Source organism: Sphingopyxis sp. NFH-91 (assembly GCF_021401285.1).
GTDB classification, from domain to species: Bacteria; Pseudomonadota; Alphaproteobacteria; order Sphingomonadales; family Sphingomonadaceae; genus Sphingopyxis; species Sphingopyxis terrae_A.
This window is the reverse complement of record NZ_JACBGA010000006.1, coordinates 22,061-43,839: the sequence shown is the minus strand read 5'-3', so window position 1 is coordinate 43,839 and position 21,779 is coordinate 22,061. Positions and strand designations below refer to the sequence as shown.

The following is a 21,779-nucleotide window of genomic DNA, read 5'->3' as shown; positions in this document are numbered from 1 at the left end:
TCAGCTTTCGCCGCCGCTTTTCTGTTCAGCACCGTAACCATAGCCGTAGCCGTAACCGTAGCCGTAGCCATATCCGTAGATCTCGTTGCGGCGACCCACCTTGGTGACGAGCGCGCCATAGATCTGCGCGCCAGTTTGACGCAGGCGAGCAAGCGCCGACTTGATCGCCCGCGAGCTGTTGCTCGACGCGTCCACAGTGAACATAACGCCTTCAACAGCTCTCGCGAGGAGCGGCGCGTCGGCAAGGCCGAGCACGGGCGGCGCGTCGAGGATTACATGGTCATAGTCGCGCAGCAGGACCTCAATCAGCTGACCAAGACGCGATGAGCTGAAAAGTTCGGCGGCATTCGGCGGCATCGGGCCAGCGAGCATATAGTCGAATCCGAACTTTGGCGCCTTCTCGACCAACTTTTCAATATCGTCGAAACCAGTCAGATAGTTGCTGAGGCCAATCTTGTTGTCAATCTTTAGTAACTCGTTCAGCGAAGGACTGCGAATGTCGGCGTCGATGAGAATTATCTTCTTTTCCGTCTGGCTGAATACGCTCGCCAAGCTAATCGCGGAGCTGCTCTTGCCTTCCGCCGGTCGCGTAGAGGTGAGCATAAAGCTGCGCGGGGCACCATGGTTCGTCAGGAAGGTTAGGTTGGTCTGCGCCGCGAGATAAGCTTCGTAGATCATTGATTTCTTGTCGAGGAGTAATTTCTCGAAAGCGTCCGCGTCCACCTTTGGAATCGATCCGAGCAGCGGCAGGCCGAATCGGTCGACAACCTCGCTCGGATCGCGGATCGACTGGTCGAGTTGCTCGAGTAGGAAAACGAGTGCGGCAGCTAAACCAATCCCTGCCAGCAGCGAAAGCGCAAGGTTCAGGAATAGATTGGGGCTCGACGGTTTGCGAGCGGGAATGCCTGTATCGACAACTGCGATATTGTTAGTACCGACGCCCGCCGCGCCGATTTCTTTGTAGCGCTGAAGCAAGCCGTCATAGAGCTGGCGGTTCGTGTCGACCTCGCGCTGGAGGATAGCATATTCAATCGATTTCCGCTGCTGATCGCGGTACTTTCCGGTAATCTTGTCGAGTTCGTCGATAAGATCATTTTCCCGCTTCACCGCTGCAGAATAGGTTTCACGATTGATGTTTTTTGCTCGGCTCGTTTCCATTTCGACATTGCGGGTCAAGGTCGCGAGCTGCTCCCGCTTCGATACGAGCTCTGGATAATCGTCGCCAAAAATGGCACTAAGTCGCGCGATGTCGGCAGACAGCTCGGCGCGCTTCTGCCGGAGCCCACTGACCGCATTGTTGCTCCAGCTATCCGCTGACGATGTCGAGTTGTTGAGTTGGCTTTCCGCTTGAATGCGCTCGTCACGCGCCTTGGCCAGCGCTTCGCTAATCTTTTCGACATCGGCCGATGCAAGCGTTCGCTCTGAAACCGTACGGCCGCTAACCGGATCTACACGCCCCTCAATCGTAATGATGCCGCTATTCGTAGCATAAGTGATTAATTCGCGCTCAGAATCCTCAAGATTGCGGCGGAGCGAGGAGATGCGTTGCTCGAGGAATTTGCGCGCGTCACTCGTCGCGGCGAAACGCCGGTCGAGGTTCGAAGCAACAAACTGTTGCACCCATAGGTTGGTAAGCTTCGCGGAGAGCCCTGGAGAGGGCGTCGAGATGCTGATGTCCACAAGGCTCGACTGGCGCACGGGTGAAATGCTCACGGCTTCAAGCAGAATCTTCTCGGCGCGCTCGGCCATTTGTGTGCGTTGCGCGCTGTTAGGTGCGCGGCCCTCATCTCCTTCGGTCAAATCATAAACCGCGAGGAATTCCTTGTCATTCAACAAATTTCCGGCTCGAACAGTTCGAGCAGCGAGCGAGCGCGATTCCAGCAAGCTGTACTGCGTGTTGAAAAAAGCGATTTCGTTGGCAATTGTCTTTTCGCGCGCGCCCTCGACATCGGTTTCCACAGGCGCCTGCGGCGAAATCTCGATCCGCGATGTGCTCGTGTAGAGCGGGGTCATGAGGAAAGTCGCAATCAGGCCGAGCGAAAGGCAGGACAGAATCACGGCCGCGACCCAGACCTTGTAATTGAGGACCGCTACAAAGGCCCGCTCAAGCGTATGCATGTCAAAAAAGCCGCTTCGATACGCCGGTGCGTCCGCATCGACATCCAGGGTCACCGCATTCGCGACCGGTCGACGGTCTTTCACGCTATCCATATTCAGCTTCATCCGTTCAGAAATTGCGGGTGCTCCGAGATCGCCTCAGAGATTGCTAATCACGACGAGCGGCGTACTGAGCAAAGTCGCCGCCTTGATGACGTCCTCGAACAGGCGGCGCTGCGGAGAATCGCCCACTACCACCACATCGTTCGGAAAAATCTCGGGATCGGAATAGTTACCACGGCGGATCGCCTTCAGATTATAGATTCCTACATATTGCTTGCCCTGGACCTTGCGGAAGACAAGCACATCATCGAGCTTTGCAAACTCAGTTATCCCGCCCGCAAGCGAGATCGCGCGCATGAGGGTCTGCTTGCCAACGAGGGGGTATTGGCCGGGCTTGGTCACTTCGCCGTCGATGGTCACCGCCTGCGACATTAACAAGGCCGGGTTGCTCGACGCTTTTAGATTAACAGTGACCTGTGGATTGCGGACGTAGCGTCCAGCGAGCCGGCTTTCAATTTCGGTGGCGAGCTCGGCCGTCGTCTTGCCTGCGCCGTCAATTATCCCCGCGAAAGGATAGGAAAAGCGGCCGTTGCCGTCAGTCAGCACTTCGCGCGTGAGATCGGGAACCCCATACACTTCGACTGTGAGCTCGCTAAAAGGACCGACGAATGTCTGGCGCGACGCCTGCTGGACATCGACACCGGTCGGCTCTGGCAGAGCTTCAAGCACGGTGACGCCGCTGGTCGGGACATTCGCCACGGGAGCCCTCCCGCCGCAGGCTGCAAGGCCAAGGCAGACAAAAACAACAAGGGAACGCAGGCCGGTCATATTAGAAAGTTCCAAGCAAGAATATTGGGGGGGGGGACTGAGCGGCCATAGGAAGAAAATCGAGGTTGCGAAAGCTTCTTTAGCCCTGCCGGGCCTGACCTCCGCTCATGGGATGAAGGCGAGCGAGAATGACAAGCAAAAACGCCCCGACCATTGCAAGCGATTGAGTTCGCAAGGGATAATCCACGATGGAATTCAGTGCGATCAGTGAGAAGGCGCCGGCAAGAACGAGCGGCTCGATAAATTCAACCCCGAGCGGTCGCGAGCGTTGCCGCAACGCACCGACCAGACCTGCGACGATCCACAGCGCTCCGGCGAGAAAGATCAGTACAGCGGGCAATCCGCCCTCGATCGGCAACTGCAGCCAATCGTTGTGAGCCTGATTGAAATAATCTTGCCGCAGAAGCGCGTCGGGTTCAACTATCTGGTACACGCTCGCGAACGACCCGAAACCGGAACCGAGCAGCCACTGCCCCTTCGCGAGCGAAGCAACAGTCCCGAGCGCGGCGATTCGGATTTCTTCCGCACCGTCCCCATCCACGAGGCGCCCGACCGTATTGTCACGCCCAGAGAAGTAAAAGACCGCAACCAGCCCCGCGATAAGGAGGAAAGGAAACAGGCTCAGAAGAATGCGTCGCGAGGGCCTCGCTGTTTGCGCAGCAGCCGACGTGCGGCGATGCGCGCGATCCCGCGCCTGATTTAGCGGTTTGGGCTCGAAACGATAGCTCCACCTAACGAGCAGATACGAGAAAAGGAGGCTTGCAGACCCGAAAACCAAGCCGAAGCGCGACCCGATGATCAGAATCAGCAACAGGAAAAAGACCACGCTGCCGGCCAGCATAGGCAGGATCAGTGGCCGCTTCGTGCGGCTCGCGATCTCGTTTGCGGCGAGCCAGCCGGCCGAGAGGATCGACAGCGACAGCAGCAGCGCATTGTGGTTGCGGTTGGCGAACAGGCCAACGAGCGAGCCCTCGTTGGTAATACGAAAGAGATAAAACAGGCTTCGGGGCCCTGCGACGAACTGAAACAGGCAGAAAAGCGCCGACGCCACGCCGAAGGACCAAATCGCCCACCACAAGCGTATCCGCTCGTCGTTGGGAACCGCAGCAGCCACGAGCAGACCCGCCGCAGGAACGATGAGCGCAAGCAAGCTATTCACCGTCTGGGTCGGGGTCAGACTGATCGGTCGCCACCGTTCTGCCGTGCCGAGCAGCTCATCGATCGCAAAGATGCGATCGCGGAGCGGAAGCACGCTCCAGATGTTGGGAGACAGCGGAATCAACTGGACGAGCATCCACATCGCCAGCAGGCCGAGTAGGATCAGCGGGACACGAATACCCCTCCATGCATAGGTCGGCACGAACGCAAGCATAGCGAAAAGTGTCAACGTGGCGAGCCCGCGCAGCAGAGGCAGCGAGGCAATATCGCTGCGCGACCCCCCCCCGGTCAGCGCGACGGCAAAGACGAATAGGGCGAGAATGACAGCACTCGCTGCTGGAGACAATTGGTTCCGCAGCAAATTGCCCGATACCGGCTTCATCGACTTGGTCGGCCTCATTAAAATCCTGTCCCAATGTTCTTAGCGCAACCGGAAGAGCGATCCAGCCGGTTCAGAGTCTATCGCTTCATAATAAAGCAGGCAAAAGACTATTCGCGTTCAATATCCGCGGTGTCGAGAAACCAGCGTTCGCTTCCCTCCAGTCCAACGGCTGTCAAGCGGCCCGTTAGATATGCGCCGGTGTCGATGCCGATGCGTCCACGCGCCTCATCGACGCCATCCGAAATCGTATGGCCGTAAACTACGGTTGCGCCATGATCATGCTCGCCATCGATAAACTCGTCACGAATCCAACGCAAATCCGACAATTGCTGCCGATCGAGCGGGATGCCAGGCCGGACGCCGGCATGGACGAACACATAATCTCCGATCTGAACCATATCTTCGCCGCGCCCCAGAAAATCGATGTGCGATTGGGGAACCAGATGCGGCAGGCGCTCGGCAACCTCTTCAAAGTCCGCTGCGGCATAGGCGGCATCGTCGCACCAATAGCTTCTTATGGTCGCATCGCCGCCGATCCGGATAAAATAGCGCACGCGCCGCAAGTCGCCCGAAAGCGCGGACAGAAAACATTCCTCATGATTTCCGATGAGAAGAGTCACCTTGTCGAACGGAGCCCCGAGGCGGATCGCGCGCTCGATGACAGATGCAGAATCGGGTCCGCGATCGACGAGGTCGCCGAGCAGGATTAGCGTCGTTTTCGCCTGGCCTCGGCCGGCGTTGTCGGCCTCGATCTTCGCCAACAATTGCTCGAACAGATCGTCACGACCATGAATGTCCCCGATCGCATAAACTCGCTCGCCAGCGGGCACACGCGGCTCCGCCGCGCGCGAACCGCGCTCTTCGCCTCGCCGGCGCTTCAGAAAACCAAGTAAGGACATATGGGGCTTTACGAGTAGAACTCTGAAATTACAGACAAATGCATCACCTGCCGCCCCCCGCGATGGCATGTGTTACGGCCCACGGGAGGCGTATCCGATCGTTTCGAACCAGAATTCCGCGAACGGCCGGGCGAATAGTGGCAAGTTAAGCCAGCGGCAAGAGCTTTGCGCTAAGGCGGGCGAAGGAATCGCCGAGAAAGCCTTTGCCTTATGAGTCCGGAATTGCGTTCATCACAGCATTCAGCGGCGCGAAAAATCGTTGTCGTGTTCGGCACACGACCCGAAGCTATCAAGATGTTTCCCGTGATTCACGCGCTTCAGCGCACCAACGGCATCGACGTTCGTGTCTGCGTGACCGCCCAGCACCGCGAGATGCTCGACCAGGTTCTTGCAATAGCCCGAATCATTCCCGACGTCGATCTCGACATCATGACCCCGAGCCAGTCGCTCGATGCCCTTCTCGCGAGACTGGTCACCGGACTCGGCGAGACTTTCGACACAGAAAGGCCGGACCGCATTCTCGTTCATGGCGATACATTGACAACAATGGCAGCAACGCTCGCCGCCTATTTCCGCAAGATACCTGTCGGCCATGTCGAGGCGGGGCTGCGCAGCGGAGATATCTATCATCCCTGGCCCGAGGAGGTAAATCGCAAGGTCACAGGCTCGGTCGCCGACCTGCATTTCGCCCCGACCGAGACCGCCGCCGCTGCGCTGCGTTCGGAGAATGTGCCGGACGAGCGGATTCACATCACCGGCAACACCGTCATCGATGCCCTGCTCGCAACGAACGCGCGCATCAACGAAGACCCGTCGCTCGCAGCTGGCCTCGATCCGCTGGTAAAACGATATGCGAGGAAGCGGATCATCGCCGTCACCTCGCATCGGCGCGAGAATTTCGGCGAGGGGATGCGCGCGATCGCCGAGGCGATCGCAGCCATCGCCGCGCGCCCCGACGTCGCGGTGATCTTTCCCGTCCACCCGAACCCGCAGGTCCGCAGCGCGATGGAGCCGCTGCTCGCCGCGCTTTCCAACGTCGCGCTGATCGACCCGCTCGATTATCCGCATTTCGTGCGCCTGCTCGCCGAAGCCGATTTCGTGCTGACCGACAGCGGCGGCGTGCAAGAGGAAGCGCCTTCTCTCGGCAAACCAGTGCTCGTCATGCGCGAGACGACCGAGCGACCCGAAGGCATTACGGCAGGCACGGCAAAGCTCGTCGGCACCGACAAGGACCGTATCGTTACCGAAATTTTCAGCCTTTTGGACGATAGCGAAGCCTATTCGGCGATGGCCCGAGCGCACAATCCGTTCGGCGACGGCCTCGCTGCCCAGCGAATTGCGGAGATTGTCGCGCGTGCCCATTGATACCGACCAGCAAGTTACCGTCCTCGGCCTCGGCTATATCGGGCTGCCGACCGCGGCGCTGATCGCGCGATCGGGCTGCCAGGTCACCGGCGTCGATGTCAGCGAAAAGGTCGTTGAAACGGTCAACAGCGGCAAGGTGCATATCGAGGAAGTCGATCTCGATGGTCTCGTCCAGGGCGTCGTTGCACGCGGTGCACTCATCGCTTCGACCGAAGTCGCTCCCGGCGACAGCTTCGTGATCGCCGTGCCGACGCCGCACGACGCCGATCATCGCCCCGACATCAGCTATGTGCTGGCAGCAGCTCGCGCGATCGCGCCCAAACTGCAAGCCGGCAATCTTGTCATCCTCGAATCGACATCGCCCGTCGGCACGACCGAAAAGGTTGCCGCGCTGATCGCCGAATTGCGCCCCGACCTGAAGGTGCCCGGCGCGTGCGCCGGTGCCGCCGACATCTTCATCGCTTATTGTCCGGAACGCGTCCTGCCCGGCCGGATTCTGGTCGAGCTGGTCGACAACGACCGCTGCATCGGCGGTATCACGCCGCGATGCGCGCGCCGTGCGATGACCTTCTACCGCCAGTTCGTGCGGGGTGCCTGCATCACGACCTCGGCGCGCGCCGCCGAAATGGTCAAGCTCGTGGAAAACAGCTACCGCGACGTCAACATCGCCTTCGCCAACGAACTGTCGATGATGGCCGAGGAAATGGGTGTCGATGTCTGGGAGGTGATCCGCCTCGCCAACCGCCACCCGCGCGTCAACATCCTCCAGCCTGGCCCCGGCGTCGGCGGCCATTGTATCGCGGTCGATCCCTGGTTCCTCGTCCACGGCGCGCCCAATCACAGCCGCCTGATCCGCACCGCGCGCGAGGTCAATCTAGCGAAGACCGCGCATGTCATCGGTGCCGCCGAAATGCTGGTGTCGCAGCACCCTCAGGCGCGCGTCGCTTGCCTCGGCCTCGCCTTCAAACCGAACATCGATGATTTCCGCGAAAGTCCCGCGGTCGAGGTGGCGGCAGCCCTCGCTCGCCGCTTCGGCAAGCAGGTCGACATCGTCGAGCCCTATGCGCGCGGCCTGCCGGCCGAATTCGCCGGTACCGGATCCGAACTCATCGACCTCGATACCGCACTCGCGAAGTGCGACCTGCTGATCGTGCTCGTCGATCACGACCTGTTCAAATCGATCCCGCTCGAAGAACGGTCGGACAAGATTGTCTATGACACGCGCGGTCTCTGGCTCGACCAGCCGGGCGGGAGCACCCCTAACCGGCTCAATCGCGCCGCTTGATGCGCGCGGTCGCTTGACGTCCTCGCGCACGCGACACATGACATCGTCATGTTGACCCGCCTTCCCCCGCATATCGTAGAAAAGCCGTGGGGACGGACCGACATACCCGCGGCATTCGGCGACTTCGGCGAACGGCGCATCGGCGAGATATGGTTCGCGCATCCCGACGGCGATGCGGCGCCGTTGATGATCAAATTCCTGTTCACCTCCGAGCGGCTGTCGATTCAGGTTCACCCCGACGATGTCCGCGCGCGCGCCGCCGGTTATGCGCGCGGCAAGGACGAATGCTGGCTGATCCTGGGCGCCGAGCCGGACGCCGAACTTGGCCTCGGCCTGAAAGCCCCCGCCGACGTGGCCGCACTTCGCGCCGCGGCGCAGGATGGATCGATCGTCGACATGATCGATTGGCGGCCGGCGCAGGCGAGCGAATTCTTCTATAATGCGGCGGGCACGATCCATGCGATCGGCGGCGGGCTGACCTTGGTGGAGGTGCAGCAGAATGCCGACTGCACCTACCGCCTCTTCGATTACGGCCGGCCGCGCGAACTGCACCTCGATGACGGGCTTGCGGTTGTCGACGCTGCGCCATCGCACGGCGCGCCGCACTGCGCGATCGACCCGGCGGCGAACAAGCGCCTTGTCGATGGCCCCCACTTCCATCTCCTGCATCTGGCGGAGCCTTTCGATCGCGACTTTGTGGGACCGACCGGGCAAAGCCTGACGCTCGTGCCGCTGGCGGACGGCTGCCGGATAGGCGACGAACCGCTGCCGTTCGGGGAAGTCGGCCTGCTCGAAGACTTATCTTCGCTCGAAATGGCGCCCGGCGCCCGCGCGCTGCTCTGCTGGGCCGCCTGATCGCCCCCTCCCCTTGCGGCCCGGCGCCGCTTTACCCATATCGCGCCGCATGACCCAATCGATCACGCACCGTGACGCGCCCTGGCACGGAACCACCATCCTCTCCGCCCGCAATGCAGAAAAGGTTGTCGTAATCGGCGACGGTCAGGTGTCGATGGGCCAGACGGTGATGAAGCCCAATGCCCGCAAGGTCCGCCGCCTTCACGACGGCAGTGTGATCGGCGGCTTCGCGGGTGCGACCGCCGATGCCTTCACCCTGTTCGAACGGCTCGAGGCCAAGCTCGAGCGCCACAATGGTCAGTTGCTGCGCGCCGCTGTCGAGCTCGCCAAGGACTGGCGCACCGACAAATATCTGCGCAATCTGGAAGCGATGATGATCGTCGCCGACAAGGAAGTGACGCTCGTCATAACTGGCAACGGCGACGTCCTCGAACCGCTCGGCGGCACCGCTGCGATCGGCTCGGGCGGCAATTTCGCGCTGTCGGCCGCGCGCGCACTCGCCGATTATGAAAATGACCCCGAGGTGCTGGTAAAAAAGGCGATGCAGGTCGCCGCCGAGATCTGCGTTTACACCAACGACCAGACCACGCTCGAAACCATCGAAATTCAGGCATAATATCATGAACAAGGATTTGACTCCGAAGGCGATCGTCGCCGCGCTCGACACGCACATCATCGGCCAGAAGGATGCCAAGCGCGCGGTCGCCGTCGCGCTGCGCAATCGCTGGCGCCGCCAGCAGCTCGCCCCCGATCTGCGCGATGAGGTCAGTCCCAAGAATATCCTGATGATCGGCCCGACGGGGTGCGGCAAGACCGAGATTTCGCGCCGCCTGGCCAAGCTCGCCGATGCTCCCTTCATCAAGGTTGAGGCGACCAAATTCACCGAAGTCGGTTATGTCGGCCGCGACGTCGAGCAGATCGCGCGCGACCTGGTCGAAGAAGCAGTGCGGCTCGAGAAAGATCGCCGCCGCGGCGCGGTGCGCGCGGCCGCCGAGGAAGCCGCGATGGAGCGCCTCCTCGACGCGCTGACCGGCAAAGGCGCCAGCGAAGCCACGCGCCAGAGCTTCCGCCAGCGCATCCGCGAAGGTCATCTCGACGACAGCGAAGTCGAGATCGAGGTCTCCGACGCGCCGGGCATGCCCTTCGATCTGCCCGGCCAGCCCGGCCAGATGAGCATGATCAATCTGTCCGACATGCTCGGCAAAGCGATGGGCGGCCTGCCCAAGAAGCGCCGCAAGATGAAGGTCATCGACGCCGCAACCCGGCTGATCGAGGAAGAGCAGGACAAGCGGCTCGATCAGGACGATGTCGCGCGCGTCGCGCTCGCCGATGCCGAGGCCAATGGGATCGTGTTCCTCGACGAGATCGACAAGATCGCGGTCAGCGACGTGCGCGGTGGCTCGATCAGCCGCGAGGGCGTCCAGCGCGACCTGTTGCCGCTTATCGAGGGCACGACCGTTGCGACCAAATATGGTCCGATGAAGACCGATCATATCCTCTTTATCGCCAGCGGCGCGTTCCACGTCGCCAAGCCCAGCGACCTTCTCCCCGAATTGCAGGGCCGTCTGCCGATCCGCGTCGAATTGGGCGCGCTCAGCGAGGAAGATTTCGTTCGCATCCTCAGCGAAACCAAAGCGGGTCTGCCTGAGCAATATGCCGCGCTTCTCGGAACCGAAGGGGTCACGCTGAGCTTCACCGCCGATGCAATCGCACGCGTCGCCCGGCTCGCGGCCGAGGTGAACGAAAAGGTTGAAAATATCGGCGCCCGCCGACTCCAGACGATCATGGAACGGCTTGTCGAAGAAGTGAGCTTCACTGCCGAAGACATGCCCGACACCACGCTCGAAATCGACGCCGCCTATGTCGACAAGCAACTCGCCGATGTCGTTGGCGATACCGATCTCAGCAAATATGTGCTTTGACGACTAGCTGCCCACCGTCGGATGGCGGCAGGAGCCGCCCCTCGTAATTGCGCGGAAAAAAGCGGGCGGTTTCAAACCGCCCGCTCTTTTGTCGCTTATGTCGTGACCTGTCAGCTGATCTTCTTCGCCGCGGCCGAACCGAGAACGAGGAACAGAACGACCAGCGCAAGGCCGACAAAGAAGAGAATTTTGGCAATCCCGGCTGCCGCACCGGCCACGCCGGAGAAACCGAGAACGGCCGCGAGCAATGCGATCACGGCGAAGATCAACGCCCATTTGAACATGCTGAATTCCTTTCGACACCTAATCATCCGGATTCGCGCGCTTTGTTTCGCGGGAACTGAGAATTGAACGAATGAGCGGCAGCGAATGTTCCGCGCCCCGTCCTCGCGTCCGCACGTCGGCTTTTCCGCCAATCCGGAATCCGCTTCCTTTCGGCCTGTTGTTTGCGGAACTTCATTTGACTTTCGCGCGTCCACAATGCGAGAACGAGGCGACACGGTCGAAACGGGTTGCAAGCGACCGGCACGGAGACAGTAATGGCAGATGAGGACGTCGCCCCGCAGCAGGGCGAGTTGGCGATCACGCGCACCGGCGACCGGCTTCGCCTAGCGCGCGAGGCGGCAGGGCTTTCGCTCGCCGACATCGCGACGCGTACGCGCGTGACCCAGCGGCATCTTCAAGCCATAGAAAACTCGGAATTTTCGGAACTTCCGGGCCGAACTTATGTCACCGGCTTCGCCCGCGCCTACGCTCGCGCGCTTGATCTGCCCGAGGCCGAAATCGCCGCCGAGCTTCGCCGCGAACTCGACGAGGATGAATATGGCGCGCGGCCGCTCTACGAAGCCTATGAGCCGACCGACCCCGCCCGCCTGCCGACCGCACGGTTGACCTGGACGCTCGTCATCGTCGCGCTCTTGCTGGTCTCGGCCTATGGCGTGTGGCGCTTCCTGTCGGTCGAACCCGACGAGGCGCTGATCGCTGCACAAAATGCCGACGCCGACGCGTCAGAAGCTCCTGCAGCCGCTACTCCGGCGGCAGGCGCTCCCAAGGCGGGCGCGCCGAACGCGGCAGTGCCGGCGAACGCCCCCGTCGTGCTTACCGGCCTTTCCGAAGTGTGGATCGGGTTCGACGATGCCGCGGGCAAGACCGAAAATTGGCGCACGCTCGACGCCGGCGAGACCTATGAGGTTCCCGCAGCCTATATCGAGCAGTTCACGCTGCGCACGAGCCGCCCGCAGGCGCTCAAGATCACCGTCGGCGGCCGCGACGTCGGCGCGACCGGCCCCGCCGATACGCTCGTCAAGGGAATCTCGCTCAAACCCGCTGACCTCGTGGCACGCGCCGAAGGAAGCGGCGGCACCGCGACGGTGCCGCTGCCCAAGGCGAAAGGCGCCCCCGAGCGCCCCTGATTCCCCTCGGTTCCCGACGGATCGACGCGGCCCCGCGCCGAAATGGGTTTGCGTATCCGCCGTTTGCCGCGTTATGAGAGCATAGAGACAAGATAGTTAACTGGTGGGGGCCGCACGGCAGATGAGGAAGGTACACGGGTCTTTGATCGGCGCGGCGATGCTCGCGCTGACAGTGGCGCCTGTTGCTCAGGCGCAGGACGCCGGGATCGACAAGCGCGTCGAGCGACTGGAAAAGGAAATGCGGGCGGTCCAGCGCTCGGTATTCCCGGGCGGCAGCCCCGCCTTCTTCGAGGGCGAGATCGCGCCCGACAACAAGCCTGGCGAACGCGCGAAGGGCAATGCCCCCGTCATCGACCTCACCGCGCGCGTCGACGCGCTCGAAGCCCAGCTTCAAACGCTCACCGGCCAGACCGAGCAGAACAGCTATCAGCTTCGCGAGCTCGAAAAACAATTCACTGCCTATAAGGCCGAAATGGAAAAGCGCCTTGCCGCCCCTGCCATCGGCGGTGAAACGCCGGCCAGCCTGCCGCTCAGCTCGACATCGGGGACCACCAAGCCCGCCACGGTGACACAGGCGTCGACGACCACGACGACCAAGAAACCTGCAACGACGCCCGCCGCGAGCAAACCCGACGCCAACCGGCTCGCGCTCGTCAAGAAGGTCGAAATTCCGGCGACCGGCAATGAAGCCGAAGATGCCTATACCTACGGCTTCCGCCTGTGGGATGCCAAACTCTATCCCGAGGCGCAGGCGCAGCTCAAACAGGTCGTGGCAAAATGGCCGAAGAGCAACCAGGCAAGCTATGCGCAGAACCTGCTCGGGCGCGCCTATCTCGATGAAGGCAAGCCCAGCCTTGCCGCCGTCGCTTTCTATAATAATTACAAGGATCGGCCGAGCGGGCCCCGCGCGCCGCACAGCCTGATGTATATGGGAGTAGCGCTCGACAAGCTCGGGCGCAAAGCCGACGCCTGCAAGGCCTTCCGCGAACTGGATGAGGTCTATGGCGACAAGGCACCGAAGGATGTCCGCGACGATGCTGCCGCCGCAAAAGCAAAAGCAGGCTGTTGACAGCGACGCCGTCGAGCGGCTCGGCGGCGAACTCGCCGCGCTCGTCGGCGCCGACTGGCATCGCCGTGACTATGGCGTCGCCGTATCGGGCGGCCCCGACAGCATGGCGCTGCTCTGGCTGATGGCTTCGCTGCTGCCCGGGCAGGTCCGAGCGGCAACGGTCGATCACGGATTGCGCAGCGGTTCGGCCGAAGAGGCGCGCATGGTCGCTGCCTTCTGCGCGCGTGAACATATTCCCCACGCGACGCTGACGCCGGATCGTCCAATCGCGGGCTCGCTGCAGGCCGCGGCGCGAACGGCGCGCTATGATCTGCTCGACGGCTGGCGCCGCGAACAGGGAATCGACTTCATCGTCACCGCGCACCATGCCGATGATCAGCTCGAAACGATGATCATGCGGCTCAACCGCAGCAGCGGCGTCGGCGGCCTCGCATCGATCCGCGCCCGCAACGGCCAGGTTTTGCGCCCGCTGCTCGGCTGGCGGCACATGGATCTGACTCGGCTCGCGCTCGACCAGGACATTCCGTTCGTCGACGACCCGTCGAACAGTGACGAGCGCTTCGACCGGGCGCGGCTGCGCCATGCGCTGCGCTATCAGTCGACGATCGACGCCGAAGCCGCCGCGCGCTCGGCGCGCTGGCTCGCCGAAGCCGACGAGGCGCTCGACTGGGCTGTCGACCAGGCGATCACGAGCTGGCCCGAGGTCGACGACACGGCCGTCATCCGCGATCTCGGCTATCCGCCCGAGCTTTTCCGCCGCATCGTCATGCGCCGCCTGTCGCATGCCGACCCGCGACTCGTGCTGCGCGGCGTCACCCTCGACACGGTCATCGCGGCGATGCGCGAGGGCCGGCGCGCAATGGTCGGCAGCCTGTTGATCGACGCCGCGGGCGAGCGCGACGGCTCAATCTGGCGCATTTCCTCGGCGCCGCGGCGGAAAAGCTGAATTTATCGCGCTTGGCGCATTGTCATTTAACCGGATATTCCTATCTTGCAGCCTATGGTCGCGGCTTCTCGCGATGCTGGCGTTGATTGGGATATTCTCCGAATGCAGGACGACAAGGAACCGCAGGGCAACCCCTGGATGAAGAGCGTGATGATCTGGAGCGGCATCCTGCTTGCCATGCTCCTTGTCGCGTCGATGTTCGGCGGCGCCTCGCAGGGCACCGGTTCGCCGATGGCCTATTCGGAATTCCGTGAGAAGGTTCAGGAAGGCGCCGTGAAGGAAGTCGTCCTCTCCGATGACCGCGTTTCCGGCAAGCTGAACAGCGGCGAAAGCTTTTCGGCCAATATCGTCCGCGATCCCGAACTGCTCAAGCTGCTCAACGACAATGGCGTCAAATATGACGGCAAGCCGACCGATCAGGGCAATATCTGGGTCTATCTGCTGATCCAGGCGCTGCCCTTCATGCTGATCCTCGGCATCGCTTTCTTCGTTTTCCGCCAGGTTCAGAAAAATAACGGGTCGGGCGCGATGGGCTTCGGCAAGAGCCGCGCGAAGATGCTCACCGAGAAGCAGGGCCGCGTGACGTTCGACGATGTCGCGGGCATCGACGAGGCGCGCGAGGAGTTGCAGGAAATCGTCGAATTCCTGAAGGATCCCACCAAATTTTCAAAGCTTGGCGGTCAGATTCCGAAGGGCGCACTGCTCGTCGGCTCGCCGGGGACCGGCAAGACGCTGCTCGCTCGCGCGATCGCGGGCGAGGCGGGCGTCCCCTTCTTCACCATCTCGGGTTCGGACTTCGTCGAAATGTTCGTCGGCGTGGGCGCCAGCCGCGTCCGCGACATGTTCGAGCAGGCCAAGCGCAATGCGCCGTGCATTGTCTTCATCGACGAAATCGACGCGGTCGGTCGCCATCGCGGTGCCGGCCTTGGCAACGGCAATGACGAGCGCGAACAGACGCTGAACCAGTTGCTCGTCGAAATGGACGGCTTCGAAGCGAACGAGGGCATCATCATCGTCGCAGCGACCAACCGTCCCGACGTGCTCGATCCCGCGCTGCTGCGTCCGGGCCGCTTTGACCGCCAGGTCGTCGTCCCGCGCCCCGACATCGAAGGCCGCCAGAAGATCCTCGAGGTCCATACGCGCAAGAAGCCGCTCGCGCCCGACGTCGACCTGCGCCGCATCGCGCGCGGCACGCCCGGCTTTTCGGGCGCCGACCTTGCCAACCTCGCCAACGAGGCCGCGCTGCTTGCGGCCCGCAAGGGCAAGCGCCTGATCGCGTCGGGCGAATTCGAGGAAGCCAAGGACAAGGTGCTCATGGGCGCCGAACGCCGTTCGATGGTGATGACCGAGGACGAAAAGAAGGCGACCGCCTATCACGAGGCGGGCCACGCACTCGTGTCGATCCATGTCGAGCATAATGATCCGCTGCACAAGGTGACGATCATCCCGCGCGGCCGCGCGCTCGGCGTGACGTGGAACCTACCCGAACGCGACCGCTATTCGATGAGCATGAAGCAGATGAAGGCGCGCCTCGCGCTCTGCTTCGGCGGCCGCATCGCCGAACAGCTCATCTACGGCAAGGACGAGCTTAATACCGGTGCGTCGAACGACATCCAGCAGGCCACCGACATGGCGCGCTCGATGGTCATGGAATATGGCATGTCCGACAAGCTCGGCTGGCTGCGCTACCGCGACAATCAGGACGAGGTTTTCCTCGGCCACAGCGTTTCGCGCGCGCAGAATATGTCCGAGGAGACCGCCAAGCTGATCGACGCCGAAGTTCGCCGCCTCGTCGAGGACGGCGAGAAGACGGCGCGCAAGGTACTCACCGACCATCTCGACGAGCTGCATCTGCTTGCAGGAGCGCTGCTCGAATATGAGACGCTCTCGGGCGAGGAGGCGCGCCGCGCGATCAAGGGCGAGGACATTGGCCGCGACAGCGACGCGAACAAGCCCGGCGCCCCCATTCAGGGTCACGCCGGCGGCCTGCCGCAGATCAAGCGCAAACCGCGCCCCTTCGGCGACACGCATCCTCAGGGCGCGTGACGACCGTCGATTCAGCCGGTATTCAGGGCGCCGAAGGAATTTCGGCGACATGACCAACGGCAGGATGCAGCGCATGGGATTGGTTTCGGCGGCTCTGGCCGCCGGGCTGGTTTTGACCGCAGCGTCGCCCGGCGACATGAGCGTCGCGACCTTCCTGCAGCGCGCCGAAGCGTTGCAGCGGCTTGGGCCGCTCGCACTCGCCATGCCCGAGACGGACCAGCTCAAGGGCGAGGTCATCGCGGCAGGCAAGCGCTATCAGGCACGGATCGAGGCCGACCGCAAAGCGGGACGCAAATCGGCGAGCTGTCCGCCGAAAAGCGGCACGCTGACCCCCGAGCAATGGCTCGCGCATCTTCGCACCTATCCGCCGCAGAGCCGCAGCCGCACGACGATCAACATGGCGTTCGACGGGCTGATGCGGAAACGCTATCCCTGCCCCACTTGACCAGGCCGATTTCCAACATTCTAAGGACCAGATGATGCGCGGCAGGCTTTTCGCATATATTCTCGCGGCAGGCCTTGGCGCCGCCGGCCCCATGGCCGCCGCGCAGGAAAAGGGCGCTCTGACCTCGACGGTGGAACTCGAGAAGGTGAGCGGCGCCGACAGCGGCAAGCCCGTCAAATCCTACGTCGCCCCGGATGTCGTCGTTCCCGGCGACCGCGTGCGCGTCACGCTGCTGTTCGCCAATCCCGGGCCAAGCCCGGCGACGGGGGTTCGTATTGTCAACCCGATCCCCGCAGGGCTGGTCTTCGACGGCACCGACGACCGCGCCGATTTCAGCGTCTCGGTCGACGGCGGCAAGAGTTTCGGCGATCTTGCGGGACTCACCCTCCCCGGCGCCGATGGGTCGCCGCGCGCGGCGACCGATGCCGACGTGACCCATGTCCGCTGGCTCTGGAGCACCGCCGTACCGGCAGGCGGATCGCGCTCGGTTGCCTTTTTCGGCCGCGTCAAATGATCGACGTACGGGGCGCGGCGCGGGCATGACCATCTATTGCGACGAATCGGGCGGCCTCAATGCCGGCGCGATGACTTTTGCCGCGGTGATGCTCACCCCCGAAGCCGCGGCGCAAATTCATGCGCGCTTTCGCGCCGTGACGGGCCTGCGCGGCGAACTCAAGGGCAGCCGCATCAGTCTGACCGAGCGCGCCTATCTCCTCGAACTTTTCGACCGGGCGGGCGGACGCGCCTGGGTGGCCGTCGCCAAACGCGCGCGGCTCCAGCCGCCGGCCAACGGCCAGCCGACAAGCGATCTGGCGCTCTACGCGGCGCTTCTCGATCTCGCGATCGGAAGCTGGCTTCCCGAAACCGGCGGCGTGTGCAGCGACGTGGTGATCGACGACGGCCGCTACGATCCCAAAATTCTCGAAAATGTCCGCGAGGCGATCCAGACCGGGCTCGGCGGCTGGGGCCGCGCGTCGCTTGCCGACAGCCGCCGCTCGGAAGGCGTGCAGATCGCCGATGTCGTCGCGAACAGCCTCTATAATGTCGAGGTCGCGTCACCGCGTGCACGGCGCATCGGCATCATTATCGAACCGATGCTCGCCTCGCGCGCGATCCGCGTCGCCGAACTCACGCAGCTTCCCTGAGCGCGCCGCCAAGGGGGCCCAGAAACGAAAAGGGGCCGCGGTTTCCCGCAGCCCCTTTCGGTAGTGCTTTCGCCGATCTTAGTCGAAATCGGCGCCGCCACCCGCGGGACTGCGCGGCGGCGCAGCGGCGGTGAGGCGAAGCGCCTCGGCCGAGCGGGCGATCGAGCTGATTTCATCGGGCGTATCGTCATCGTCGACGACAACCTTCTGCAGCGATCCGGTGAGCGCGTCCTTGAGGTCGACGGGGCGGATCGTCTGCTCGGCGATCTCGCGCAGCGCGACGACCGGATTCTTGTCGCGATCGCGATCGATGGTCAGCTCCGAGCCGCCCGAAATTTCGCGGGCGCGATGCGCCGAAAGCAGCACCAGATCGAAACGGTTGGGAACTTTGTCGACGCAATCTTCGACGGTAACGCGGGCCATCTTGTTTCCTTAGATGAGGAGAGGCCAGCCCGATGGGCATGGCGGCAAGCGCTGCGCGCTAGCAGGCAGCGCCCGATATGTCAACAAAACCGGGGAGCTTGCGGCGCTTCGCGGCTCCTGCTTATGACAGGCGCAGGATGACCGAACCCCCTGCCCCTGCCCGCGACGGATTGCATTGGAGCGCCGATGTGGCGGGGCACCGGATCGAGCTGCTGTTCGACGGCGCCGCGCGGCTCGAACGATTGCTCACCCTGATCAATGGCGCGATCCGCAGCATCGACCTCGTCATGTATATCTTCGAGGGCGACGGCGCGGGGACCGACGTTCTCGAAGCGCTTGCCCGCGCGGCGCGGCGCGGCGTCCGCGTGCGCGCGGTCATCGACAGTTTCGGTTCGTCGAACACGGCCGACAGCATCTTCGTGCCGCTGCGTGATGCGGGCGGCGAAGTGACCTATTTCTCGCGCCGCTGGCGATCGAGCTATCTGATCCGCAACCACCAAAAGTTGATCCTGGTCGACGGCGATATCGCGATCACCGGCGGCTTCAACATATCTGACGACTATCTGAGCGCACCGCGCGCTGACTGCTGGTTCGATCTGGGGATGGTCCTGCGCGGGCCGAGCGTCGCGCGCGCCGTCCAGTGGTTCGCGCAAATCCGCAACTATGCCGTCAACCACGACGGCAAACTCCTCATGCTCCGGCGGCTGATCCGCGAATGGCCGGTCGAAAATGGCGCCGTAACCTGGCTTGTCGGCGGACCGACGCAGCGCCTCTCACCATGGGCGCGCGCCGTGCGCGCCGATTTGGACGGAGCGCGGCAACTCGACATGGCGATGGCCTATTTCTCGCCGACGCAGGGGATGTTGCGCCGGCTCGGACGCGTCGCGCGCTTCGGGCGCGCGCGTTTCGTCATGGCGAGCAAATCGGACAATGCTGCGACGATCGGCGCCTCACGTCTGCTCTACGGCTATCTTCTGCGCAAAGGCGGGGCGGTTTGGGAATATCGGCCGTGCAAATTGCACATGAAGCTGATCGTCATCGACGACATCGTCTATATCGGATCGGCCAATTTCGACGTGCGAAGCCTGTTTGTGAATGTCGAGATCATGGTGCGGATCGCGGATGCGGACTTTGCACAGCGCATGCGCGGTTTCGTTGCGGGGCTCGACGAGGATTGCGACATAATCACCGCCGAAACGCACAAGGCCCGCGCCGGCTGGCTGACCCGCCTGCGCTGGACGCTTGCCTGGTTCGTGGTGGGCATCGCTGATTATACGGTATCGCGGCGGCTAAATTTCGGGCTTGCCGAACCCGATCCCGAGCTTTGACGGCGCTCAGTCTTTCCAGCCCCAGAACAGGAAACAGGGCGGGACATTGACCCATTCGAAGGCATTGTCGATGCGCTTGAAATGCGCGGCCAGAAAATCGCGCGCGCGGGCGCGGAACTGATAGACGAGGAAGGCCCCGCCCGGGCGTAGCACGCGGTGCGTCGCTGCCGCGATCGCCGGCCCGACGCCTGCCGGGAGCGTCGAAAAGGGCAGACCCGACAGCACATAATCGGCCTTGTCGAAACCGTGCGCCTTGACGATTTCTTCAACGTCTGCCGCGGAGCCATGCACCGCAACGAAGCGGCTGTCGCGGATCTCCTTGCGCAGATAGGCGATGAAATCCTCGTTCGTGTCGATCGCGATCAGCATCGCATCGCCCGCCAGCCGTTCGAGCACCGGGCGGCAAAAGGTGCCGACGCCGGGGCCATATTCGACGAACAGCTTGGTATTCTTCCAGTCGACGGGCCGCAGCATGTGGCGGATCAGCGTCGGTGACGAGGGCACGATCGACCCGACCATGACGGGATGCTTGATGAATCCCTTCACGAACATACCCCAAGGGCCAAAAAATCGCTTCAGCCTCTCGCGGATCCGACGGGACATCGCGATTTTCGATTCTTGGGCCTGCGCCCGCGGATTGGTCATGATGGCTTTCGCGTTGTTGCGGTTCTTGGTGGAGTGGCAAAATCGTGGCGGCGGCGCAAGAAAAGAGTCTGTCTTGACACTGGACAGACGCCCGGCGGCGTGTAGGGAAACAGGCACTTGCGGTAAATGGTTGGAAAACAGGGGGAGGACGAATTGAGCAATATGACGCGCTCGATTCCGGCCGATCGCATGGCTGTCCTCTTCGCCATCATGCTCGTCGCCGCCGCGGGCAATACCGCAATGCAGTCGATCCTTCCCGCCATCGGCGCCAAGCTTCACATCCCCGATGTCTGGGTCAGCCTGGCGTTCAGCTGGTCGGCCTTGCTCTGGGTGCTTACCGCTCCCTATTGGGCGCGCCAGTCGGACAAGCGCGGGCGCAAGGTGCTGATGGCGCGCGGAATCATCGGTTTTTTCCTGTCGATGGCGCTGTGCGGCGTGACCTTGTGGGCCGGGCTCCAGGGCTGGCTCGCCGCCGGCGCGACCTTCATTCTCTTCGCGCTGTTCCGCAGTCTTTATGGCGGCTTCGGATCGGCCGCGCCGCCCGCGGTCCAGGCCTATGTTGCCGCACGCACCGATCCCGAGGAGCGCACGCAGGCGCTGTCGCTGGTCTCCTCCTCCTTCGGGCTCGGCACGGTGATCGGCCCCGCGGTTGCGCCCTTCTTCATCCTCCCGATCTTCGGCCTTGCAGGGCCGTTGCTCGTCTTTGCCCTGATCGGCCTCACGGTGCTTGTGATGCTGCGCTGGCGGCTTCCCGACGATATGCCGCGCTTCGCGGCACGCGGTGCGATCGCCTCCTATCCGCTCTCTGCAGGACCGGGCGAACCGACCGCCGAGGATGAGAATGAACGCGACCCCGCCGAGCAGGAATCGCTCGGCTGGCGCGACCGGCGCGTGCGCCCCTGGCTGCTCGCGGGATTTTTCGGCGGTCAGGCGCAGGCGATGATGCTCGGCGTCATCGGCTTTCTCATTCTCGACCGGCTGCATCTGCGTCTGAGGCCCGACGAAGGCGCAGCGATTACGGGTATCGTGCTGATGGCCGGCGCCTTTGCAACACTACTTTCGCAATGGGGGCTGATCCCGCTGCTCAAGATGACGCCGCGCACCACCGTCCTCTACGGTGCCGCTTTTGGGGGCGTCGGCATCCTCATGACCGGGCTGGCGCAGGATCTGCACGCGATCGTTATCGGTTTCGCCCTCGCCTCGCTCGGCTTCGGACTGTTCCGGCCCGGATTTACCGCCGGCGCCTCGCTCTCGGTCCCGCGCCGCGACCAAGGCAGCGTCGCCGGGATGACGGCGTCGATCAATGGATCGGCCTATATCATCTCGCCCGCCATCGGCGTCCTGCTCTACAATTGGCACCCGATGATCAGCTACGGACTGATGGCCGCTTTTTGCGGCTGGCTCGTCCTCTGGGGCTGGTCCGCCTTACGACAGGACCAGCCCGCAAACTGAGCATTAGCGCTTCG

21 protein-coding genes are annotated in these 21,779 nt (G+C 62.9%); 14 read left to right on the top strand and 7 right to left on the bottom strand.

The window, feature by feature from the left end; translation table 11 throughout:
* From L0963_RS13680 to L0963_RS13665, 4 genes are all read right to left on the bottom strand, one after another.
* Complete coding sequence (locus L0963_RS13680) at positions 1 to 2,223, bottom strand: GumC family protein (RefSeq protein WP_234180055.1); 2,223 nt, start codon at positions 2,221 to 2,223, stop codon at positions 1 to 3.
* Between the two features lie 33 nt (positions 2,224 to 2,256).
* Entirely contained in the window at positions 2,257 to 2,988 is a 732-nt protein-coding gene (locus L0963_RS13675) for a polysaccharide biosynthesis/export family protein (protein WP_156001137.1), read from the bottom strand.
* 79 nt (positions 2,989 to 3,067) lie between these two features.
* Complete coding sequence (locus L0963_RS13670) at positions 3,068 to 4,528, bottom strand: O-antigen ligase family protein (protein WP_234180053.1); 1,461 nt, start codon at positions 4,526 to 4,528, stop codon at positions 3,068 to 3,070.
* Between the two features lie 107 nt (positions 4,529 to 4,635).
* On the bottom strand, positions 4,636 to 5,496 hold the full coding sequence (locus L0963_RS13665) for a metallophosphoesterase family protein (protein WP_326490191.1): 861 nt from the start codon (positions 5,494 to 5,496) through the stop codon (positions 4,636 to 4,638).
* Positions 5,497 to 5,721: 225 nt separating this feature from the next.
* On the opposite strand from L0963_RS13665, the gene wecB reads away from it, so the two are divergent.
* From wecB to hslU, 5 genes are read left to right on the top strand one after another with little or no spacing between them, the layout of a single operon-like run.
* Entirely contained in the window at positions 5,722 to 6,792 is a 1,071-nt protein-coding gene (gene wecB / locus L0963_RS13660) for a non-hydrolyzing UDP-N-acetylglucosamine 2-epimerase (protein ID WP_326490190.1), read from the top strand.
* Complete coding sequence (wecC, locus tag L0963_RS13655) at positions 6,782 to 8,077, top strand: UDP-N-acetyl-D-mannosamine dehydrogenase (protein WP_234180050.1); 1,296 nt, start codon at positions 6,782 to 6,784, stop codon at positions 8,075 to 8,077. Before wecB ends, wecC begins: the two co-directional genes overlap by 11 nt.
* Before the next feature lie 48 nt (positions 8,078 to 8,125).
* Positions 8,126 to 8,932, top strand: coding sequence for a class I mannose-6-phosphate isomerase (locus L0963_RS13650; protein WP_234180048.1), 807 nt, complete (start codon positions 8,126 to 8,128; stop codon positions 8,930 to 8,932).
* Positions 8,933 to 8,981: 49 nt separating this feature from the next.
* Positions 8,982 to 9,548, top strand: a complete 567-nt coding sequence (gene hslV, locus L0963_RS13645; protein WP_234180046.1) for an ATP-dependent protease subunit HslV — start codon at positions 8,982 to 8,984, stop codon at positions 9,546 to 9,548.
* Positions 9,549 to 9,552: 4 nt separating this feature from the next.
* Positions 9,553 to 10,854 carry an ATP-dependent protease ATPase subunit HslU gene (gene hslU / locus L0963_RS13640; RefSeq protein ID WP_058812083.1) on the top strand — a complete coding sequence of 434 codons (1,302 nt, stop codon included), beginning with the start codon at positions 9,553 to 9,555 and terminating at the stop codon, positions 10,852 to 10,854.
* Between the two features lie 110 nt (positions 10,855 to 10,964).
* Here the strand turns inward: hslU and L0963_RS13635 are convergent, their stop codons facing one another.
* The gene (locus L0963_RS13635; protein ID WP_003044814.1) at positions 10,965 to 11,138 is read right to left on the bottom strand and encodes a DUF1328 family protein; all 174 of its coding nucleotides are present in this window, start codon (positions 11,136 to 11,138) and stop codon (positions 10,965 to 10,967) included.
* 255 nt (positions 11,139 to 11,393) lie between these two features.
* Between L0963_RS13635 and L0963_RS13630 the strand changes: the two genes are divergently transcribed.
* The 7 genes from L0963_RS13630 (at position 11,394) to L0963_RS13600 (ending at position 17,917) form a co-directional block, all read left to right on the top strand.
* Entirely contained in the window at positions 11,394 to 12,266 is an 873-nt protein-coding gene (locus L0963_RS13630; RefSeq protein ID WP_234180044.1) for a helix-turn-helix domain-containing protein, read from the top strand.
* A gap of 121 nt (positions 12,267 to 12,387) precedes the next feature.
* Positions 12,388 to 13,335, top strand: a complete 948-nt coding sequence (locus L0963_RS13625; RefSeq protein ID WP_234180042.1) for a tetratricopeptide repeat protein — start codon at positions 12,388 to 12,390, stop codon at positions 13,333 to 13,335.
* Positions 13,289 to 14,281, top strand: coding sequence for a tRNA lysidine(34) synthetase TilS (gene tilS / locus L0963_RS13620; RefSeq protein ID WP_234180040.1), 993 nt, complete (start codon positions 13,289 to 13,291; stop codon positions 14,279 to 14,281). Before L0963_RS13625 ends, tilS begins: the two co-directional genes overlap by 47 nt.
* Positions 14,282 to 14,383: 102 nt before the next feature.
* Entirely contained in the window at positions 14,384 to 16,327 is a 1,944-nt protein-coding gene (gene ftsH, locus L0963_RS13615) for an ATP-dependent zinc metalloprotease FtsH (protein WP_234180038.1), read from the top strand.
* A 49-nt stretch (positions 16,328 to 16,376) separates the two neighbouring features.
* Positions 16,377 to 16,772: a hypothetical protein gene (locus L0963_RS13610; RefSeq protein ID WP_234180036.1), complete on the top strand. Its 396-nt coding sequence runs from the start codon at positions 16,377 to 16,379 to the stop codon at positions 16,770 to 16,772.
* A 34-nt stretch (positions 16,773 to 16,806) separates the two neighbouring features.
* Entirely contained in the window at positions 16,807 to 17,286 is a 480-nt protein-coding gene (locus L0963_RS13605) for a hypothetical protein (RefSeq protein WP_234180034.1), read from the top strand.
* Between the two features lie 25 nt (positions 17,287 to 17,311).
* The gene (locus L0963_RS13600; RefSeq protein WP_234180032.1) at positions 17,312 to 17,917 is read left to right on the top strand and encodes a DUF3800 domain-containing protein; all 606 of its coding nucleotides are present in this window, start codon (positions 17,312 to 17,314) and stop codon (positions 17,915 to 17,917) included.
* Between the two features lie 78 nt (positions 17,918 to 17,995).
* On the opposite strand, the gene rpoZ is transcribed toward L0963_RS13600, so the two are convergent.
* A complete protein-coding gene (rpoZ, locus tag L0963_RS13595; protein WP_003044837.1) occupies positions 17,996 to 18,340 on the bottom strand; it encodes a DNA-directed RNA polymerase subunit omega in 345 nt (114 codons plus the stop codon).
* 137 nt (positions 18,341 to 18,477) lie between these two features.
* Between rpoZ and L0963_RS13590 the strand changes: the two genes are divergently transcribed.
* Positions 18,478 to 19,668 (top strand): phospholipase D-like domain-containing protein, encoded by a 1,191-nt coding sequence (locus L0963_RS13590; RefSeq protein WP_234180030.1) that lies wholly within the window; start codon positions 18,478 to 18,480, stop codon positions 19,666 to 19,668.
* Positions 19,669 to 19,674: 6 nt separating this feature from the next.
* On the opposite strand, the gene L0963_RS13585 is transcribed toward L0963_RS13590, so the two are convergent.
* Complete coding sequence (locus L0963_RS13585; RefSeq protein WP_051066408.1) at positions 19,675 to 20,271, bottom strand: class I SAM-dependent methyltransferase; 597 nt, start codon at positions 20,269 to 20,271, stop codon at positions 19,675 to 19,677.
* A 168-nt stretch (positions 20,272 to 20,439) separates the two neighbouring features.
* On the opposite strand from L0963_RS13585, the gene L0963_RS13580 reads away from it, so the two are divergent.
* Positions 20,440 to 21,765, top strand: a complete 1,326-nt coding sequence (locus tag L0963_RS13580; protein ID WP_186403150.1) for an MFS transporter — start codon at positions 20,440 to 20,442, stop codon at positions 21,763 to 21,765.
* Positions 21,766 to 21,779: the final 14 nt, after the last annotated feature.

Bases quoted from the DNA above. Each gene is read 5' to 3' on its own strand.
- L0963_RS13680 (WP_234180055.1), bottom strand. From the start codon at position 2,223: ATGAAGCTGAATATGGATAGCGTGAAAGACCGTCGACCGGTCGCGAAT.
- L0963_RS13675 (WP_156001137.1), bottom strand. From the start codon at position 2,988: ATGACCGGCCTGCGTTCCCTTGTTGTTTTTGTCTGCCTTGGCCTTGCA.
- L0963_RS13670 (WP_234180053.1), bottom strand. From the start codon at position 4,528: ATGAAGCCGGTATCGGGCAATTTGCTGCGGAACCAATTGTCTCCAGCA.
- L0963_RS13665 (WP_326490191.1), bottom strand. From the start codon at position 5,496: ATGCCATCGCGGGGGGCGGCAGGTGATGCATTTGTCTGTAATTTCAGA.
- wecB (WP_326490190.1), top strand. From the start codon at position 5,722: ATGTTTCCCGTGATTCACGCGCTTCAGCGCACCAACGGCATCGACGTT.
- L0963_RS13650 (WP_234180048.1), top strand. From the start codon at position 8,126: ATGTTGACCCGCCTTCCCCCGCATATCGTAGAAAAGCCGTGGGGACGG.
- hslV (WP_234180046.1), top strand. From the start codon at position 8,982: ATGACCCAATCGATCACGCACCGTGACGCGCCCTGGCACGGAACCACC.
- hslU (WP_058812083.1), top strand. From the start codon at position 9,553: ATGAACAAGGATTTGACTCCGAAGGCGATCGTCGCCGCGCTCGACACG.
- L0963_RS13635 (WP_003044814.1), bottom strand. From the start codon at position 11,138: ATGTTCAAATGGGCGTTGATCTTCGCCGTGATCGCATTGCTCGCGGCC.
- L0963_RS13630 (WP_234180044.1), top strand. From the start codon at position 11,394: ATGGCAGATGAGGACGTCGCCCCGCAGCAGGGCGAGTTGGCGATCACG.
- L0963_RS13625 (WP_234180042.1), top strand. From the start codon at position 12,388: ATGAGGAAGGTACACGGGTCTTTGATCGGCGCGGCGATGCTCGCGCTG.
- tilS (WP_234180040.1), top strand. From the start codon at position 13,289: ATGTCCGCGACGATGCTGCCGCCGCAAAAGCAAAAGCAGGCTGTTGAC.
- ftsH (WP_234180038.1), top strand. From the start codon at position 14,384: ATGCAGGACGACAAGGAACCGCAGGGCAACCCCTGGATGAAGAGCGTG.
- L0963_RS13610 (WP_234180036.1), top strand. From the start codon at position 16,377: ATGACCAACGGCAGGATGCAGCGCATGGGATTGGTTTCGGCGGCTCTG.
- L0963_RS13605 (WP_234180034.1), top strand. From the start codon at position 16,807: ATGCGCGGCAGGCTTTTCGCATATATTCTCGCGGCAGGCCTTGGCGCC.
- L0963_RS13600 (WP_234180032.1), top strand. From the start codon at position 17,312: ATGACCATCTATTGCGACGAATCGGGCGGCCTCAATGCCGGCGCGATG.
- rpoZ (WP_003044837.1), bottom strand. From the start codon at position 18,340: ATGGCCCGCGTTACCGTCGAAGATTGCGTCGACAAAGTTCCCAACCGT.
- L0963_RS13590 (WP_234180030.1), top strand. From the start codon at position 18,478: ATGACCGAACCCCCTGCCCCTGCCCGCGACGGATTGCATTGGAGCGCC.
- L0963_RS13585 (WP_051066408.1), bottom strand. From the start codon at position 20,271: ATGTCCCGTCGGATCCGCGAGAGGCTGAAGCGATTTTTTGGCCCTTGG.
- L0963_RS13580 (WP_186403150.1), top strand. From the start codon at position 20,440: ATGGTTGGAAAACAGGGGGAGGACGAATTGAGCAATATGACGCGCTCG.